At 36.1% G+C, this 19,161-nt stretch carries 17 protein-coding genes; 12 read left to right on the forward strand and 5 right to left on the reverse strand.

Going from position 1 to position 19,161, the window contains the following annotated elements; all coding sequences use genetic code 11:
* Positions 1–16 precede the first annotated feature (16 nt).
* From tssA to GQ594_RS08935, 7 genes are all read left to right on the forward strand, one after another.
* The gene (gene tssA, locus GQ594_RS08905; RefSeq protein WP_160412339.1) at positions 17–1,627 is read left to right on the forward strand and encodes a type VI secretion system protein TssA; all 1,611 of its coding nucleotides are present in this window, start codon (positions 17–19) and stop codon (positions 1,625–1,627) included.
* A 45-nt stretch (positions 1,628–1,672) separates the two neighbouring features.
* A complete protein-coding gene (gene tssF / locus GQ594_RS08910) occupies positions 1,673–3,436 on the forward strand; it encodes a type VI secretion system baseplate subunit TssF (RefSeq protein WP_160412341.1) in 1,764 nt (587 codons plus the stop codon).
* Positions 3,400–4,446 carry a type VI secretion system baseplate subunit TssG gene (gene tssG / locus GQ594_RS08915; RefSeq protein WP_160412343.1) on the forward strand — a complete coding sequence of 349 codons (1,047 nt, stop codon included), beginning with the start codon at positions 3,400–3,402 and terminating at the stop codon, positions 4,444–4,446. Before tssF ends, tssG begins: the two co-directional genes overlap by 37 nt.
* Before the next feature lie 16 nt (positions 4,447–4,462).
* On the forward strand, positions 4,463–4,981 hold the full coding sequence (tssJ, locus tag GQ594_RS08920; protein WP_160412344.1) for a type VI secretion system lipoprotein TssJ: 519 nt from the start codon (positions 4,463–4,465) through the stop codon (positions 4,979–4,981).
* Positions 4,978–5,403, forward strand: a complete 426-nt coding sequence (tssE, locus tag GQ594_RS08925; protein ID WP_160412346.1) for a type VI secretion system baseplate subunit TssE — start codon at positions 4,978–4,980, stop codon at positions 5,401–5,403. Before tssJ ends, tssE begins: the two co-directional genes overlap by 4 nt.
* Before the next feature lie 146 nt (positions 5,404–5,549).
* Positions 5,550–6,353 carry an inositol-1-monophosphatase gene (suhB, locus tag GQ594_RS08930; RefSeq protein WP_160401493.1) on the forward strand — a complete coding sequence of 268 codons (804 nt, stop codon included), beginning with the start codon at positions 5,550–5,552 and terminating at the stop codon, positions 6,351–6,353.
* Positions 6,354–6,486: 133 nt separating this feature from the next.
* A complete protein-coding gene (locus GQ594_RS08935) occupies positions 6,487–8,673 on the forward strand; it encodes a heavy metal translocating P-type ATPase (protein ID WP_160412348.1) in 2,187 nt (728 codons plus the stop codon).
* 84 nt (positions 8,674–8,757) lie between these two features.
* Here GQ594_RS08935 and GQ594_RS08940 read toward each other — a convergent pair whose 3' ends face one another.
* From GQ594_RS08940 to metC, 3 genes are all read right to left on the reverse strand, one after another.
* On the reverse strand, positions 8,758–10,164 hold the full coding sequence (locus GQ594_RS08940) for an FAD-binding oxidoreductase (protein ID WP_160412350.1): 1,407 nt from the start codon (positions 10,162–10,164) through the stop codon (positions 8,758–8,760).
* 155 nt (positions 10,165–10,319) lie between these two features.
* Positions 10,320–11,606, reverse strand: coding sequence for a tRNA lysidine(34) synthetase TilS (gene tilS, locus GQ594_RS08945; protein WP_442903534.1), 1,287 nt, complete (start codon positions 11,604–11,606; stop codon positions 10,320–10,322).
* Between the two features lie 32 nt (positions 11,607–11,638).
* Positions 11,639–12,856 carry a cystathionine beta-lyase gene (gene metC / locus GQ594_RS08950; protein ID WP_160401487.1) on the reverse strand — a complete coding sequence of 406 codons (1,218 nt, stop codon included), beginning with the start codon at positions 12,854–12,856 and terminating at the stop codon, positions 11,639–11,641.
* Between the two features lie 96 nt (positions 12,857–12,952).
* Here metC and GQ594_RS08955 point away from each other — a divergent pair, with 96 nt between their 5' ends.
* On the forward strand, positions 12,953–13,573 hold the full coding sequence (locus GQ594_RS08955; RefSeq protein ID WP_160401485.1) for a 4'-phosphopantetheinyl transferase family protein: 621 nt from the start codon (positions 12,953–12,955) through the stop codon (positions 13,571–13,573).
* A 35-nt stretch (positions 13,574–13,608) separates the two neighbouring features.
* Here GQ594_RS08955 and GQ594_RS08960 read toward each other — a convergent pair whose 3' ends face one another.
* On the reverse strand, positions 13,609–14,382 hold the full coding sequence (locus GQ594_RS08960) for a tyrosine-protein phosphatase (RefSeq protein WP_160412354.1): 774 nt from the start codon (positions 14,380–14,382) through the stop codon (positions 13,609–13,611).
* 101 nt (positions 14,383–14,483) lie between these two features.
* On the opposite strand from GQ594_RS08960, the gene pepB reads away from it, so the two are divergent.
* Positions 14,484–15,764 carry an aminopeptidase PepB gene (gene pepB, locus GQ594_RS08965; protein WP_160412356.1) on the forward strand — a complete coding sequence of 427 codons (1,281 nt, stop codon included), beginning with the start codon at positions 14,484–14,486 and terminating at the stop codon, positions 15,762–15,764.
* 141 nt (positions 15,765–15,905) lie between these two features.
* On the opposite strand, the gene GQ594_RS08970 is transcribed toward pepB, so the two are convergent.
* On the reverse strand, positions 15,906–16,469 hold the full coding sequence (locus GQ594_RS08970) for a peptidylprolyl isomerase (protein WP_160401480.1): 564 nt from the start codon (positions 16,467–16,469) through the stop codon (positions 15,906–15,908).
* Positions 16,470–16,774: 305 nt separating this feature from the next.
* Here GQ594_RS08970 and GQ594_RS08975 point away from each other — a divergent pair, with 305 nt between their 5' ends.
* From GQ594_RS08975 to robA, 3 genes are all read left to right on the forward strand, one after another.
* Positions 16,775–17,425, forward strand: a complete 651-nt coding sequence (locus tag GQ594_RS08975; protein ID WP_160412358.1) for a phosphoribosyltransferase family protein — start codon at positions 16,775–16,777, stop codon at positions 17,423–17,425.
* A gap of 111 nt (positions 17,426–17,536) precedes the next feature.
* The gene (gene nfuA / locus GQ594_RS08980; protein WP_160401497.1) at positions 17,537–18,112 is read left to right on the forward strand and encodes a Fe-S biogenesis protein NfuA; all 576 of its coding nucleotides are present in this window, start codon (positions 17,537–17,539) and stop codon (positions 18,110–18,112) included.
* 86 nt (positions 18,113–18,198) lie between these two features.
* A complete protein-coding gene (gene robA, locus GQ594_RS08985) occupies positions 18,199–19,122 on the forward strand; it encodes an MDR efflux pump AcrAB transcriptional activator RobA (RefSeq protein WP_160401476.1) in 924 nt (307 codons plus the stop codon).
* Positions 19,123–19,161: the final 39 nt, after the last annotated feature.

Genomic DNA, 19,161 nt, shown 5'->3' on the forward strand with positions numbered 1-19,161 from the left:
ATGATGGATTATTATTATGTTTAGCCAATTATTAAACCGTTTTTTAGGGCAACAAACTCCTAATGATTCAGTAAAGATGGAGTTTACTCAGCGTTGGGAAGAGTGGTTGAAGCCAATTACATCTGAAAATCCTACCGGTGAGGATCTCACTTATCATGATACATTTCAAGAAATCAAAGAAGAGATTGCGAAATTATCTGGAATTAATTACCAGCTAATTGTTACCGAAAGTGAAACAATATTAAAAAAACATAGTAAAGATATTCGTGTTGCAACTTATTATTGTTTAGCTCGTTTACATATAGATGGTGCGAATGGATTTGCTGATGGTGTTGAGTTGTTAGCTGGGTTATTGGATACCTTTGGTTTATCAATTTATCCTTCTCGGCATAACATTCGTAAAAATGCTGTAGAGTGGCTTACTAATGCAAAGTTTATTGATCAACTTACTCTATTACATCCTCTATCTGAACTTTGTTTGACACGTATTATTGTTGCATTAAATCAAATTGATCTCTGCTGTCAGAAGCTATTTGTTAGCGATGATCCTAATCAATCTGTTCATGCACCTGATTTGTCTGCATTAGTCCATTTTTTTAATAATGGTCTAAATCAATCTGTTAAAAAGGTTAACATAGAAGATAATTCGTCAGTAGCTCCTATTTCTTCTTCTCAATTAGAATCTCCTAAAAATATCACAGAAATAAAAATTAATTCTCAACGTGATTTATTGGATCAGGCTCGTAAAATGGCTGTTTTTTTACGTGAAAAACCAGATGGATATCTTGCTGCTGGTCGATTTTTACGTGTACTTAGGTGGGATACAATTAGTGATTTACCACCAGCGGATCATCAAGGTAAAACGCGGCTACCCGCTCCGAGAACGGAACTTAAGCAACATGTTAGTCGTTTAATCCTTCAACAACAGTGGTCAGAGCTTTTTGAACGCGTTGAAACGGCTTTTATGGAAAGTGCTAACCATTTTTGGTTAGATTTACAGCGAGCAACGGTGATGTCATTACAAAAAATGGGAGAGCCTTATCAATCATGGGCAGATATTTATTTAACGGATATTGGTTTAATGTTAGAACGATTAAATGGTGTTGAGTTTCTCTTTTTTGAAAATGGTATGCCATTTGCAGACGATGAAACATTAAATTGGATCTCAAATAATGCACGTATACATCATTTAGATGGAGATGATAGCATGCAACCTATTGCTATATCTGGCGAGGATGATTGGAATGAAATTGAAAAACAAGCACTAGAACTTGCTCATTCTGAAAATTTAGAAAAAGCGTTTTATTGGTTACAAAACTTGCCATTGCTACGTTCCCCTAAACAACGATATTTATTGCAATATACTCAAGCAAGAGTTGCTGAACAATTTGGAAAACAAGATGTTGCATTAAACTTGTTCATCAGTCTGAATAATCAACAACAATTATTGACCCTATTACAGTGGGAGCAAGAATTGTTATTTGATGTTAAACGATGTTTATTTCGATTAATCAAGCAAAAAAGTAAATCTAAAGAGAAGATAAAACCACATCTGCTAGAGTTAGTTGAGTTATTACAACAAGAGCTAATTCAGCTAGATCCAGCTAAAGCATTAAGTGTGATGTAATTTTATAAAAGATAAAAAATAATGTGAAAAATAAAGAGATAAACAATGGATGATTTGATTTTACGCTATTACGAATCTGAAATGCGCTACTTGCGGGAAGCTGGAAAGGAATTTTCTAAAATTCATCCAGATAGAGCAAGCCAACTTAATTTAGATAGTGTTGGTGATCGGGATCCTTATGTGGAGCGATTATTTGAGGGTTTTGCTTTTTTAACTGGTCGATTACGTCAGAAAATTGATGATGATTTACCTGAACTTACTGAAAGTTTAGTTAGTTTACTTTGGCCTCACTATTTGCGATTAATTCCGTCATTGTCTATTATTGAGTTAACACCAAATTATGAAACATTATCTCGTCCAGAAATAATTCCCAAGGGGTTACAAGTACGGACAGAACCACTAGGGCAAATGGGTACTCAGTGCCCATATCGTACGACACAATCAGTAACATTACAGCCTGTTAAAATTAGTCAGGCGAAACTTGGTGTTCACCATGATGGTCGAAGTATGATTACTCTTCGACTTAGTTTTGGAGAATTAACCGATTTTGAACAGCTTGATTTGTCTAAACTTAGATTATATTTGAGTGCGGATGGACCGATTGCTTCAATGTTGCATTATATGCTAACTCAGCAAGTTACATCAATGTATTTGCGTTATGCTACTCGGCCAGAAGAACGTATAAATTTTCAGGGTAAAATAATTCCCGTTGGATTTGACGAAGATGACCGCTTGTGGTTAAAACCTGATAATGCTTTTGCTGGATACCAACTCTTATTAGAGTATTTTGCATTTCGTGAAAAATTTATGTTTGTTGATTTACATGGGTTAAGCTTTCAAGTTTTTCCAGAAAAAAGCGAGTATATTGACATTGAATTATTACTTAATCAAACTTGGCCAAATGATATGCCTTTTGATCATAATAATATCCGTTTACATTGTGTACCTGTAATTAATTTATTTAATCTGGAAGCCGATCCTGTTATTGTCAATCAGTTGGAGAGTGAATACCTACTTCGTCCATTATTACAGCAAGATGGACATGTTGAGATTTATTCTGTTGAGCATGTAGAGGCAATTACTCGTACTGGACGCTATCAATATGAGCCTTTTACAAGTTTTAAACATCGAGGTGGTATGTTACGGCATGATGCTCCAGAAAGGTATTATCATACCCGAGTTCGTAAAGGTGCTTCAGGTTTGCATGATACTTGGTTGATTTTAGGTGGTAAAATTTGGGATAAAAATGAAGTTCTTGAAGAAGAAACATTATCATTACGTGTCACTGGTACTAATGGTATGTTACCTAGGAAAGCATTACGAAATGCCCGAATTAATGAATTGTGTAATGCTCACAATAGTATTTCAAAAGTACAAAATTTATGTTCTCCAACATTACCTTGCTATCCACCAACAGAGGATCGTTTTTATTGGCGAGTGTTATCGCATTTAGCACCTAATTATTTGTCATTAATGAACGCTGAGGTTTTGCGAGGGACTCTTGCTTTATATGATTGGACTGATAATGAACTAAATCGCCGTCGTTTAGATGGTATAGTCGAAGTTTCTCATCGAATGATTAAACGCATCGAAAAAGGGATGTTGCAACGTGGTATAGAGATTGAAGTAACAATTAATAGTTACCAATTTACGGGAGAAGGTGATGTGATGCTTTTTGGTGAATTGTTGAACCAATTTTTTGCATTATATGCCGATGTTAATTTATTTACACAATTAATGATTATTCTTTTACCTACAGGAAATAAAATAGTATGGCATCACAGCAAAGCATCGAAAACAGTCCTTTAATGCAGACGCTTGAAAAAGCGTTGCCAAAAATAAATTTTTATCGTTTTTGTCAGTTAATTGAACAAATTTATGCAAATGGAAATATATTAGGTAAAAATGAAAGTCCAGCAGCAGATCCTTTGCGTTTTGCCCCATCTATCGATATGTCTTTTCCTGCTAGTGAGTTGAAATATATAGAAAGAGAACCCTATATTAATCGTCCGACTACAGTTCGAACTCGCTTTTTAGGGTTATATGGTGTTGATGCAGTATTACCCCTTGGTTTGCTTGATAATATTATTCGTCGTGAAGAAAATTATCAAGCTATGACAGACTTTTTAGATATCTTTAACCATCGTGTAATAACACAGTTTTATCGAATTTGGTTGAAATATCATTATCCGGCTAGCTTTTTAAGCGGTGGTCGAGATTCTATATCTCAGTGTTTACTTGGATTAACAGGATTTGGTATAGAAGGTGCAGATAAGCAAGTTGGCACACCATTATCTCGTTTTTTGGCTTTATTAGGGGTGATGTCACAAAAAACACGTACAGCCGAAGGGATCGCTGGGTTAGTTCGAGTGTTAGTAAATGATGCAAAAGTTGTTGTAAGTGAATTTTATCCCGTTTGGTATTCAATTAATAATCCTGCACAGTTCGGAGATAAAGGATTACAACGCATTTCTTTAGGTGGAGAGACTATATTAGGATCTCGTTTTAGGGAGTGTAACCAAACAGTTCATATAGCAATTACACCGCAATATGAAAGTCAGGTTGCTGATTTACTACCTGATGGACAATTATATTATGATTTGTTAGCTTTATTAAGAGCTTATCTAGGTTATCAAGTTGATGCTAAAATAACTCTCTATATTCAGCGTCAATTTTTACCTAGAAGCCAATTGATATCGAAAAATAGTCGACTAGGACAAACTGCATCGTTTACTAAAAAAACAGTAAATGGTAATTTTATTCAAGATGAAGTAGCTGTAAATTTAGGATACTATTCTGGAATTGCTTATGCGGCATAATATAAAGGAAGAAAACATGAAAATAATTAATTTATTTATTGCTATTCTATTAACTATATGGCTAACAGGATGTGGTATTGCTCAAAGTGTTACAGAGGAAGTATCTGATTTAAGCAATTCTCTCTTTACATGGGATATAAGGACATTACATTTAGATATTACGGCAAGAGCTGAATTAAATATGGATGATGAAGGGCGTTCTTCACCAGTTGTTATTCGTATTTATCAATTAAAAGAAGCCGACATTTTTAACTCTATTTCTTATCAAGAATTGGTTGATCAAGATAGCGATATTTTAAGAGAGTCATTGGTTGACAGTAAAGAAATAGTATTAAAGCCAAATACTGCTATTTCTATTGATACCTCATTTAATAAAAAAGCTAAAGCAGTAGGTATTGCAGCACTTTATAAAGAACCAAACCTAAAAGATAATAGCTGGCGACTTATTTTGAATCGAGGGGATTTAAATATTAGTAAGCCGCGTGAAATATCTGCAAGTCAATATACAATAAAATTGGTGGATGAAAGTAGATGAGTGCCTCACTATATGATTTGATCTATGGTTATTTTGAATCAGGTATAGCAGTTGATGATATAACTGAAAATGAACAGACAATTATTAGCGTGATGGATAATATTGAGCGTATTTTAAATAGCCGCGCTGGAGCTATAAAGCACATGCCAGACTATGGGTTACCTGACATGTCAACAATTTTCCAAGCCTTACCCTCATCAGCTTACGTGTTAATGAGAGCAATTGAACAAACATTATTAAAGTATGAACCAAGGCTTGCTTCTATTGATTTGAATATTGATGAAAAAAACAATGATGACATGGTATTAGCTTATGAACTGATTTGTCATTTCAAACAAGGGGGATTGGTTAAATATGGGACTTATTTTATGCCAGATGGTAAAGCTCGTTTAAAATATATACGAAAGGAACGTCGTTATTAAAATTAAATCGAGTAAGTTTTACCTATCAACCCCTCCACACTCTGGCAATAAAGCCACAAAACCTTTATACTATGCAACAGCTTTTAGTACGACAAATGTCATACTAATATAATCCGTTCTTTAACATCATCAATTGGAATAAATTTATGCATCCGATGCTTAATATCGCTATTCGCGCTGCTCGTAAAGCAGGCAATGTGGCCATTAAGGCTTATGAAAACCCTAGTTCAATCGAAATTGACAGCAAAGGCGCTAATGATTTTGCCACAAATGTGGATCGTGCTGCCGAGGCTTTAATTGTTGAAACAATCAAAAAAGCTTACCCTGACCATACTATCATTGCCGAAGAAAGCGGCTTAGTTAAAGGTAATGATGCCGATACTCAGTGGATTATCGATCCGATTGATGGTACAACCAATTTTATTAAAAATATCCCTCATTTTGCAGTGTCTATCGCAGCTCGCGTTAAAGGGAAAACCGAAATTGCTGTTGTTTATAACCCAATGACTAACGAACTGTTTACCGCTGCTCGGGGTAAAGGTGCGCAACTTAATGGTTATCGTATTCGTGTTAGTAATGCTAAAGATTTAGATAATAGCCTGCTGGCAATGGCTTTTCCTTTTAAACAAAAACAATATAGCGATAGCTATTTTGCTGTGCTACAAAAGTTGTTTGTAAGATGTGGCGATTTTCGCCGTAGTGGTTCTGCTGCTTTGGATCTTGCTTATGTTGCCGCAGGCCGTTTAGATGGCTTTTTTGAAATCGGTTTAAAACCATGGGATATTGCGGGTGGTGAGTTGATTTTGCGTGAGGCAGGTGGTGTGATTACGGATTTTGTTGGCGGTAATAATTATATGGCTTCGGGCAATGTGGTGGCGGGTAATCCTCGAATTGTGAAAGATTTGTTGGTTTCAACCCAAAACGATTGGCCAGAAAAGTTACGCAACTAATTCCTCCTTCCTCCTTTCTGTTTTATCACAGGGTTTGTCAAGCCCTGTGAGCGCTGTTTTATTTTTATTCGACCTTTATATTAAGCATAGGCCGACTTTGTATTCCATTCCATTAATCATTAAGGAAAGCATAATGAAAACAGTTCAATATCATTTTATTGTTGAAGATATGAGTTGTGCATCTTGTGTTGGGCGTGTTGAAAAGGCGCTGAAAAAGGTCGATGGCGTTGTTGATGTTAGCGTAAATCTTGCGACCGAAAAGGCAACGGTTGATGCCGATGAGCATGTGACGCTTGAGTCGTTAATGTCTGCGGTTGATAATGCGGGTTATCATGCCGTTAAAATAACGCAATCAGCAAAGTCTTCTCAATTGAAAACACAATTATCTAGTTGGCCGATTGTTGTTGCTGTTATTTTTGCTATTCCTTTTGTGTTTCCAATGTTGTTGGCGCCATTTGGTGTACATTTGATGATGCCTGCTTGGTTACAATTGGTTATTGCCTCTATTGTGCAATTTGGGCTAGGCGCTAAATTTTATCGAAGCGGTTTTAATGCGGTTAAGGCGTTGTCAGGCAATATGGATTTGTTGGTGGCTATTGGTACCAGTGCAGCTTATGGGTTGTCGGTGTATCAGTTTTTCGTCGGTAATGATGAGCACCTTTATTTTGAATCTTCAGTGATTATTATCACTTTGATTTTGTTAGGTAAATGGTTAGAGTCAAACGCTAAACGGCAAACCACGCAAGCCATCAAAGCCCTGTCAGCACTGCGTCCTGATGTTGCTTTAGTAAGGCGTGGTGATCAAGAGGTGAGTTTGCCTATTAGCCAAGTTAAAGTGCATGATATTGTTATTATTAAACCAGGCGATCGCATTCCTGTTGATGGTATTGTGATTGAAGGCGTATCAAGTAGTGATGAGTCGATGTTAACGGGCGAAAGCCTGCCTGTAAATAAAACCGTTAATGATGTGGTTACTGGCGGTACGATTAATGGTGAAGGGTTATTGATTGTTAAAACTACGGCTATTCAATCGGATTCTACTTTATCCAAAATCATTGAAATGGTTGAATCCGCTCAAGCTAAAAAAGCACCGATTCAGCGGGTAGTTGATCGTATTAGTGCTGTTTTTGTGCCAGTAATTTTGTTAATTGCATTGGTTACGTTATTGGCTTGGGGGATGATGTCGCATGATTGGCAGCAAGCATTGCTCCATGCCGTTGCGGTGTTAGTGATTGCTTGCCCATGTGCTTTAGGTTTAGCAACACCAACAGCAATTATGGTGGGTACTGGAGTGGCTGCGGGGCATGGTATTTTAATTAAAGATGCTGAAGCGTTAGAAACACTGCATAATATCAATACCATCGCTTTTGATAAAACAGGTACTTTAACAATTGGTAAACCTGAATTAGTTGAGATGGATATTATGGGTAGCGAGACGCCCGATCAGATTTTATCGCTCGCTGCATCATTACAAGCTGGTAGTGAGCATCCACTAGCAAAAGCGATTTTAAGTAGAGCTAAAACGCATTGTTATGCTCAAAATATTACTTCTGTTGCTGGGTTTGGTGTGATGGCAACGGTTGATAATACGGAATATTATTTAGGTAGCTTGCGTTGGATGAAATCATTAAATGCTTATTTTGTGAATATGGACGATAAGGTTAGTGAATTATCTAGCAAAGGTTATACCATTTCGTTTTTAGCTAAACAACAATTAGAAGGTGGTGTAGTGATATTGGCGTTGTTTGGTTTTGCTGATGTTATTAAACAAGAAGCAAAAACGGCAATTGAAGCATTACATCAATTGAATGTAAAAACCGTTATGTTAACGGGTGACAGTCAGAAAGTGGCCAATATGGTTGGTCAGCAATTAAGTCTAGATAAGGTTATTGCTGAAGTATTGCCACAAGATAAAGCCAATTATATTTATCAATTGCAACAAAATGAAAATATAACTAATGTTAATAAAGTGGCAATGGTTGGTGATGGTGTCAATGATGCCCCAGCTTTGGCGGCTGCAGATATTGGTATTGCTATGGGTACGGGGACCGATGTGGCTATGCATGCCGCAAGTATTACGTTGATGCGAGGTAATTTATTTTTGATTGCTGATGCGATTGATATTTCACGCCGAACTTATCATAAAATTAAGCAAAATCTATTTTGGGCTTTTTTTTATAATTTAATTGGCATTCCACTTGCGGCACTGGGGTTTTTAAATCCAATGCTAGCAGGTGCCGCGATGGCGTTAAGTAGCGTTAGTGTTGTGACTAATGCTTTGTTGCTTAAGCGTTGGAAAGCAAGATCCGCAAATCAATAATTTGCTGTTTTAATTTTAAATAAAAAGGGCTGCCTAGCAGCCCTTTTATTGTTGGGTTAGTTGTTAGTAATATTTAAGTATGTTTTACTTTACCTGCTGTACAGCGCTAGGGCCGTATTTTTTTAACATCATATTACTGAATTTGTTTTCTGGATCTAATTGTGCTTTAAGCTTAAAAAAGCGTTCGGCTTGTGGATATGCACGTTGAAACTGTTCAGAAGTTGCATGTAATTGATAAGGTAAATAATAACTACCGCCTTTTGCTAATACTGCATCAATTAATTCTCGAGTCCAGACTCCAACTTCTTTTTTACTTTGTTCATCGGTAGCTTGTTGATAATAAATCACAAAAGCAAATACTTCGGTTTTTGCCCATGCTAGTAGCGAACCACTATCAGCATTTGCATGACGAATAGAAATATTAATCACATTAGCCCGATGTTTTTTCAAAATAGCAATTAATTCAGGATAAAAATCCTCAAACCGATCTACAGGGATAAAATACTCTTCTAGTGCAAAGCTTTTATCTTTATCTTTGATCGGCTGTAAATTAGATACATCAAAACTAGCTTCATAATTACGCCACATTACGGGTTGTTGTATATAATCTAGATCATCATACAATTTGCGTAAGCGCTTGCCTTCGTCTGATGATGCGACGATTTTGATTTTTTGTTCCTGATCATATGAATATTGATCGGTTGGGCGTAGTCTATCTAAAATAGTTAATGGTTCTTGTGTTTCTTTAAAAGTAACAGCGCGAACTTCTTCAAAATCAGGCGGGTAAATGACCGAGTTATGAAATATTGCCCTTTTATCAGATCGAATCTGTTGCATGAAATATGGGTAGTACTGTGTAATTGGCATAACGTCACTAATACGTTTTGCTTTAACATTATCAGCAAGTCGTAAGGTGACTTCTGTAATTACACCTAAGCCACCATAACCGCCGATAGCGCCATAAAATATATCTTGATTTTCTTTTGGGGTCGCCTCGACGATTGAGCCATCTGCTAATACAATTTTGAATTTTTCTACCGATAATATTATTGGACCTTCGCCAATATAACGGCCATGTACATTGACGCTCAATGATCCACCAATGCTAAAGTTGGCATAGCTTTGCATGATTTTTACTGATAAGTTGTAGGGATCAATTAGCTCCTGTACTTGACGCCAAGTTGCCCCTGTTTCAATGGTTAAAAGTTTTTGTTCGGGGTTGAAATCAATTACATGGTTTAGCTTTTGTGTGTCTATTTGAATTCCATTGTTTATTGCTGTTTGTCCACCCATGCTGTATTTTTTACCGGCGATACTGATTGGTCCCTTAGAATTTTTAATCAGTTCGGCAACTTGTTGGGTTGATTCTGGCTGCATAACTGCAGTAACTTCGACAGGTGTCATGCCTGTAACGTCATTAACTACTACTGCTTGCGTTGTTAATGGTAATGCAAGGAAAAGACAGCAGCTCAAGAAAGTGAATTTTTTCATTGTGAATTGTTATATATATGATATTTAATGATAAAAAATTAATTTTACCTGTACTAGGTATATAAATCAATAGGTTATTATTTTTTGAACTAACAAACAAAAACAAACCATAGCGTTTAATACAGTAGCGTTTAATAAATTAAATCGATGTATTGTTATTCCGCAAGAGTAAACCCGATTTGTGTTCCTTTTCCTTGTTCTGTCACAAATACGCCAACTGCGCAGATCAGTTGTTCATTGTAGTAAATCAGTGGGATTCGAGTTCGCATCCATGGTGGAATATTATGTTCTTGCCATAGTTTTTTTATTGGTCGTGAACCATGACGATTAACGATTTGTAATTTTCCTTGAGCATGGAATTGTACAGTCACTTGTTCGTCTTTTTTCGGTAAACGACACGTTAAATGGTGTTGGTGATTGAGCTGTAATTTACCGGCATTATCGGGCAAGAGCAATTCTGACGTTAAGTCCCAGTGGAGTTTTTGTTGTTCAATATTTTGATATAGCGGTAATAGGTAGAGCTGGTTTTGATAACGGCGTATTTGTTTGTTGTTAAGAATAAATTGTGGATTGGCATCTTCTTTGGCTAAGGCAACGGTTGGCCAAATTAATGCTAATTGTTTTTGTGTTGGCATGGCTATTTGTTGAGTTCGCAACCACATTCGCAAAATAGCATTGCGTTTATATTCTGAATAGTTCATTAAAGGAGCAAGGTGCAATTGTCCTTGTTGAGTAACTATTTGTTGAAATTCGGATAATAATAATTCGTTAATCAGTGCTTCTTGTTGTTGGCATAATGCGGCACTGCGTGCCACCATTTGAGAAAAATGAGGCCAGCGTTGATTAATTGTTGGTAAGACATTGAGTCTTAAAAAGTTACGATCGTAGCGGTCATCTTGGTTGCTTTCGTCTTCTATCCACGTTAGATGATGGTGTTTGGCGTAATTTTCAATTTGAGTTCGTGACACAGTTAATAATGGGCGAAGGTGCTGTTTAGTTTCAATAGGCATTGCCGATAATCCAGCTGGGCCACTACCTCGTTTTAACGCTAGAAAAAAGGTTTCGCATTGATCATCAAGGTGTTGAGCAGTGCATAATGTTTCGTTGCTTTTTAGATGATGATAAATCGCGTGGTAACGTGCGTTTCTGGCTTGTTCTTCGATATTTCCTGCATGGGGGGTTAGCTTAACTTTTTCTATGATGAGCGGTACTTGCCACGTTTGGCATTGTTTTTGGCAATGTGTCGCCCAATTGTCGGCATTGTTGCTTAATCCATGATGAATATAAATTGCCCTAAGTTTTAAATTTGGCAATTGGCGTTTGAGCTGTACTAGCGCATGCATTAAGACGCTTGAATCAACCCCTCCACTATAAGCAATCAGGAGGGATGGGTGGTTTTTTATATGATCAAAAATAGTCTGTTCAATGGTGTTTGTAAACAGGGTTTGGTGTTGGTTATTCATTTTCTACCTAATTATACTAAACTCTGTAATGCATTGGTTTTATTTTTTTGTCGTTTTATTCTGTCTAAACCAGCAGCAAGATCGGCAATTAAATCATCAGGATCTTCAAGCCCAATATGTAACCTAATTAGTGTTCCTTTGAAGTCGATGCCTGATACAGGCCTGATGTTAGTAAGTTCTTCAGGTTGGTTAGCTAAAATTAATGATTCAAATCCACCCCATGAGTAAGCCATTGAAAAGTAAGTTAAGTTATCAAGGAAATCAGCTAATTGAACATCAGTTAAATGATCTTTTAAGACAAACGAGAATAAACCACTTGCACCTGTAAAATCGCGTTTAAAGAATTCATGTCCTTTACAGCTTTCTAATGCAGGGTGATTTACTGTGGCAACTTTTGGGTGATGTGCTAACCATTTGGCAACTTTTATGCCGCTTTCATGATGTTGTTTAAGTCTTATTGCTAGTGTTCGTAAGCCTCGGGTTGCCATGTAAGCTGTGTCTGCATCGCACATTTGTCCCATTAGGTAGGAGCGTTCGCGTAGCCTATCCCAACAACGTTGGTTAGCAACTGCGGTGCCTAGCATGGCATCAGAATGGCCAATGAGGTATTTGGTGCCGGCTTGTATTGAGATATCAATATCATGCGCTAAGGCTTTAAATAATATGCCTGCTCCCCAAGTGTTATCCATCATGATAACAATTTCAGGGTTGGCGCTTCGAATAGCTTTGACAATAGTGGGGATGTCTTGCACTTCCATTGTGATGGAACTTGGTGATTCAAGAAATACGACTTTGGTATTGGGTTTTATATAATTGGTGATATTGCTGCCTATTAATGGCGAAAAGTAATCTGTTTCAACCCCGAGATCTTTTAAGATGTGTTGGCAAAATTCTTGGGTAGGTTCGTAAGCCGCTTCGGATACTAAAATATGATCGCCTGTTTTTACAAAGGCTAAAATTGCATTAGCAATGGCCGCTGCACCACATGGGTAAAGGTAACAACCGGCTCCTCCTTCAATGTCTACCATGGCTTCTTGTAGCGCAAAGTGGGTTAGTGTGCCTCGGCGTCCATAAAAAAGTTCACCGTTTGTTCGATTTTTGGTGGCTTCTTTTTTGGCGGCAATGCTATCAAAAACCAGTGATGAGGCTCGTTGAATCACCGAATTAACCGCACCTTGTGTATAACGTTTTTTACGTCCTGCATGGACTAATTTTGTTGGTAATGACATGATGATTCCTTTTGCAATTTAATAAATTTTAATAACAGTTAGCATAGCATGCTGTTAAAATAGTAAAAAATAATTTTTATAAATACCCGTTTACCAATGACGTTAATAATCCAACTAGCTAATTTGAATCATTCAACAATTGATTTTGCGTTATTGCCAAAGCAGATTGTTGATGAGGCCGATAAATTTAATGATGAGCGTAAAAAACAGTTTTTAGTATGTCGCTCAATATTAGCCAATTTGCTTAAGCAGTATTGTGATATTTCGATTTTGCCAACAATCGTTGTTGGTGATAATGGTCGTCCTTGTTTTTTAGAGCGTCATTTGCCCGATTTTAATATTAGTCATAGTCAAAATTGGGTGGCGGTAGCGATTTCATTAACGGGTATGATCGGACTTGATGTCGAAGTGGATCGTCCGCGCAAAAATTATTTGAAGGTGGCTAAGAACTTTTTTGCAGATGATGAATATCAATGGTTGATCAAACAAGATGATTCATTAAGGGCTTTTTGGCAATTATGGACGTTGAAAGAATCGGCGTTAAAATTATATGCTAAAGGCGTCTGGCAAATTAAATCGGTTAATGTTGATTTAACTGAGCAAGTGATTACAGCGCCTTTTGCTCAGCATTTTTATTATCAATATCATCAGGTTGATGATGTTCATTTGTCTGTAAACTGTAACGAGCCGATTTCTGAACTTATTTTATTATCTTGATACTGTATTTGATTGCGATTATTTTTTAAATCAATTTAAATCAAATAGATATCTTGTATTATTTGTCTATTATGTTCGTTTAATTGATATTCTTGTGATAACCATTCGTTAATGGTGCCGTAGCGCGCTTTGATCGCATCTAATGCTGCTGTTAGGTACTCTTTTTTAGTTGCAAAGATGATTTTACGCTTTTCAATTTCATCAGGTGTAGCTTTGTTTTTATATTGGCTTAGTAAATATTCTCGATAATCAGATAACAGCTGTTCTGTCTGTAAGTAATCCTGTATTACGCTGTCTTCGCTAACTCCTAATGCAAATAGCACTAATGCAACCCCAACACCCGTACGGTCTTTTCCTACTGCACAATGTTGCACTAAAGGTTTGCCTTGCGAAGTTAGTAATAGCGAGGAAAGTTTTTTGTATGCAGGGTTGTTAAATGGTAGTAATTGGTAAAGCTTAATCATAAAATCAAATGGGGAGTTTTTTTTCAGTGCTTGGGTATGACTTCCCAAGTCACTTGTTAAACTGGCTGTGACTGTATCGCTCAAAGGGTTTGCCGGTACATTAATATATTTTGCGTTATGCCATAGTTTGTCGGGGTTTCGTGCAATTTCATCTTGGTCACGATAGTCTAAAATATAGTGTAGATTTAATTCGTTAGATAAATAAGATTGTTCTTCTTGCGTAATAAGTGAGAATGCTCCTGAACGGTATAACATACCCGATCGTATTTGACGTTCATCAGTTGTTTTGATTCCTCCCAAATCACGAAAATTAATTCCATTTTTTATTGGTACTATTGCGGCCATTATTCTTCCTTATTTCTGCTTAACTTTGCTTGCTATATTAGCATGTTTCTGATTAGAATTAAGCCACTGTTTTTACTTAACTCATGATTAAGGTTCTTATTATGTCAACGTTATCTATTTTGTTATCTGATAAACCCGCACCAACGCAATGGGGCAAGAATGCGTTGTTGAGTTTTTCGGATGATGCTATTACGATTCATTATGATACTCAGCACCGTTTAGGTGCAATTCAGCGGGCAGGGCGCAAGTTAGATAACCAAGGAATAAGTGCCGTTAAATTAAGTGGTGATAATTGGGATCTTGAAGCTTGTTGGCATTTTTGGTTAGGTTATCGGAATGCTAAAAATAGCACTAAAGTTTCTTGGCCAAAACTCAATACTCAAGATAAACAAGAATTAAAACATCGTTTAGCCATTATTGATTGGTGTCGTGATATTGTTAATGAGCAAGCCGAAACGTTAAGCCCGTTAGCACTAGCAACGAAAAGTGCGGAGTTGATTAGTGCCTATTCGTCTGGTGTCTCTTACAATATTATTTCGGGAGAAGCGTTAAAAGAGCATGATTATATGGGGATTTATTCGGTGGGTAAGGGCTCGGATAGACCTGCTGCCTTGCTTGAGCTTGATTATAATCCTTCCAAAAATCCTAATGCTCCAATTGTTGCTTGTTTAGTGGGTAAAGGTATTACCTTTGATTCTGGAGGATATAGCTTAAAACCAAGTAATTTTATGGAATCAATGCGTTCTGATATGGGGGGAGCTGCGTTAGTGACCAGTGCGTTAGCATTAGCCATTGCACGAGGCGTGAATCATCGAATTAAGCTGTATTTATGTTGTGCTGATAATTTGGTTAGTGGTAATGCATTTAAGTTAGGTGATATTATTCGTTATCGTAATGGTAAAACGGTCGAGGTTGATAATACCGATGCCGAAGGGCGTCTTGTCTTGGCTGATGGTTTAATTTGTGCTGATAATGATAAACCTCATTATATTATTGACTGCGCAACACTGACTGGTGCTGCTAAAATTGCGGTAGGGAATGATTATCACTCATTACTTTCGTTTGATGATAACTTTGCTAACCAATTGTTAGCTAGTAGTGATGTTGAACATGAAGCTTTTTGGCGATTACCATTAGCTGAATTTCACCGTTCGCAATTTCCATCATCATTCGCTGATATGGCAAATTCCGGTATACCTAATACCGCTGGAGCGAGCACTGCTGCGGCTTTTTTATCGCATTTTGTTAAAAATTATCAAAACAATTGGCTACATATTGATTGTTCAGCAACATTCCGCAAAAGTGCGACAGCTTTATGGGCAACAGGTGCAACTGGGATAGGGGTAAGAACGTTAGCCAATTTATTAATAGCTTTAAAATAGCTTGGAAATGATAGTTGTAAGTTTGGGATAGATTATTTGGATAAATACCTCTGTAAATCAATTTATTTGCAGAGGTATTTTTTTATTAAGCCGTTTTTTATTAGGATAATAGACGGTGTCAGTTAATTGCTTGTCGTTGTACTATTCTTGAACTACACTCGCTTTTTTAATGTAAATTGGTTCGGTAGGCACATCTCTATGTGGTCCCACGCGTTTAGTTGGGACACTGACAATTTTATCAACGATATCCATCCCTTTAGTTACTTTACCAAATACTGCATAACCATATTGTTGTGGTGATTGATAATTAAGGAAATCATTATTTACTACATTGATAAAAAATTGGCTTGTTGCACTGTTTACTTCACTGGTTCTTGCCATGGCAATAGTGCCTCGGTCGTTTTTTAAACCGTTTTCAGCTTCATTTTTAATTGGTGGGTTAGTATCTTTGAATTTTAATTGATCATCAGCACCACCACCTTGAATCATAAATCCTGGAATGACGCGATGGAAAGTTAAATTTTCATAGAATCCACTATTTACATAATCAAGAAAGTTTTTGGCGGTAATTGGTGCATGTTCGCTGTCTAGTTCGATTTCAATGTCACCCATGCTGGTTTGTAATAGTACTTTGGTGTCAGCTAAAGTAATGCTAGAAAATAAAGTTAGCAATATTGTGATAAATAACAATTTAATTTTTTTCATATATTTATTCCTTGCTCCAAAAAGAGGGTAGTTGATTATACCGGATATTTAATTATTTTGAATACTATTATGAAAAACCAGATGATTTTTTGTGTTGCAGATCGTAGAAGTATTTAATTGTATAAAATAGTAAAACCAATTGGTTTATTGTATTGATATTTCCTGAAAAGGAATGCAAAAAAACAAGTGCGTTTATAAATAAAATTAATTTTTTTGTTGTATGTTTTTTATATTAAAACGCTATATTTTCTGAATTTATTTTATAAATAAGTCTATTGAATTTTATGCGATGTATTTTGTGCGATATGCCTTTATTTTTGTCTCATCATGGCATTTGTTGTCAATGTGTTAATAATTTACCTAAATTCAATAAAATTTGTCATCAATGTTGTTTACCACACTCTTTACCGACAGATATCTGTTATCGATGTCGTGTCAAGAAACCCCATTGGGATGAGCTTATTGCGGTTTCTGACTATGTTAATCCATTAAAAAAATTAATTCATCATTTTAAGTTTTACAACAAAGTAGAACTAAATAGAGCATTAGCCAGATTGATGTTTTTAGCTTGGTATCAAAGACGAGAACGAGATGCTTTAGTTAAACCTGATTTGGTAACTTGTGTGCCATTGCATCATATTCGTTATTGGTCTCGTGGCTTTAATCAAGCAGAATTATTGGCAAAGCCTATTGCTAGATGGTTAAATCGGGATTTTTATCCTTATTTGTTGTCTCGGAATAAAGGTAGGCAAGATCAAAAAAGTTTGTCTCTTACAGAACGAATTGCTAATGTCGAAACACTTTTTATGTGTCATCAAGATCTGTCAAAAAAATCGATAATGCTTATTGATGATATTGTTACAACGGGTAATACAGTTAATGTCATTAGTCAGCAATTAAAAAAATGTGGTGCAACGAGTGTTCAAGTTGTTTGTTTATGCCGTACAGTATTGTAAAATATTAAACAACCCCTATAATAACCAAGAAAGTTAGTCAACTATTATTATATTATAAATGATATTAGGTTTATTAATTACCTAATGACATTAAAGTGAGGGGTTATGTCTATTATCACTATTTCTGAGTCAGCTCAACAACACTTTAAAAAATTGCTTGCTAATCAACCTGATGGAACACAAATCCGGGTATTTGTTATTAACCCTGGTACACCAAGTGCTGAATGTGGTGTTTCATATTGTCCTGCTGATACGGTGGAAGATAGTGATATTGAAGAAAAGTATACCGATTTTTCAGTTTATATCGATGAAATTAGTGCGCCATTTTTAGAAGAAACCGTTATTGATTACGTGACGGATGAATTAGGTTCGCAATTAACATTAAAAGCGCCAAATTCAAAAATGAAGAAAGTCGCTGACGATGCGCCACTTATTGAACGTGTTAACTATGCAATCCAAGCGCAGATTAATCCTCAATTAGCTAGCCATGGGGGGCATGTTAGTTTAGTTGAGTTAACTGAAGATAATTATGTTATATTGCAATTTGGTGGTGGATGTAATGGATGTTCAATGGTCGATTACACCTTGAAGGAAGGTATCGAAAAGCAATTAATGGCAGAATTTCCAGAGCTTGCCGGTGTAAAAGATATTACTGAACATCAAGCCGGAGCGCACTCGTTTTGCTGAAAATAAATTTTATTTAAGCCTTGCTTATTGCTAGGATTGAGTCATAATCGACTGATGTTTGCCATTTGATATTATGATGAGGTTTTATGAATCAAGTTAGTATTATTTCAGATCTTATCGTTTGGATTGAAAAAAATTTGGAGCAACCGTTATCTATCGATCATGTTGCACAAAAATCAGGTTATTCTAAGTGGCATTTACAACGTATGTTTAAAGAGGTAACAGGTCAGGTACTTGGTACTTATATTAGGCATCGTCGTTTAACTTATGCAGCACTTGCTTTGCGTATGACAAGTAAGCCTATTTTAGATATTGCGATGCAATATCGTTTTGATTCTCAGCAAACCTTTACTCGGTCCTTTAAAAAACAATTTAATGAGACTCCCGCAAGTTATCGCAGAGGTGAATTTTGGGATCCTACCGGTTTAACTCCTGCGATTGAATTAAATAAAAGTCAGTTTTTATTGCCTGAGCCAAAATTCGTTAATATGCCCAAAAAAACTTTTTGGGGTATTACATTTAAGAATAATTGTAATTTTAGTCAATTATTAGATGAAGAAAATAAACTAAGAACTCAATTTTTTTATAATTATATATCACGCTGTAATAGTAAATGTGAAAACCTACCAGATAAAATTTATGCTTTTAGTCGTATATTGAAAAGCAAAGATAATGCTAATGAACAAGAGCTGTTTTATACAATTACCTTAGATCATAATAATGATCTTGAGCATATTGAGCAGTTTGTTAGTGAGGGGGGATTATACCTTTGTTTTAAATATGTTGGTTCACCAGATAAGTTTAGCGATTTTATTTCTCGAGTTCATTTAGCTGCTATGCCTGCATTAAAAGTGCGTTTACGCTACTCTAGTTGTATAATTGAAATTCATCATAACCTTCACGATGATAGTATCGAATCGGTTAAAGATATTAAGCATATGGAGTGTGATTATTGTTTGCCAGTTGTGGCTGAAAGTGGCGTCAATATCCAATCAAATTTATTGTCATAGCAAAATAAGTCAATTTATTGATAGATATTGACATTTATA

It is taken from the genome of Gilliamella sp. Pra-s52, assembly GCF_009795805.1.
Classification (GTDB): Bacteria; Pseudomonadota; Gammaproteobacteria; order Enterobacterales; family Orbaceae; genus Gilliamella.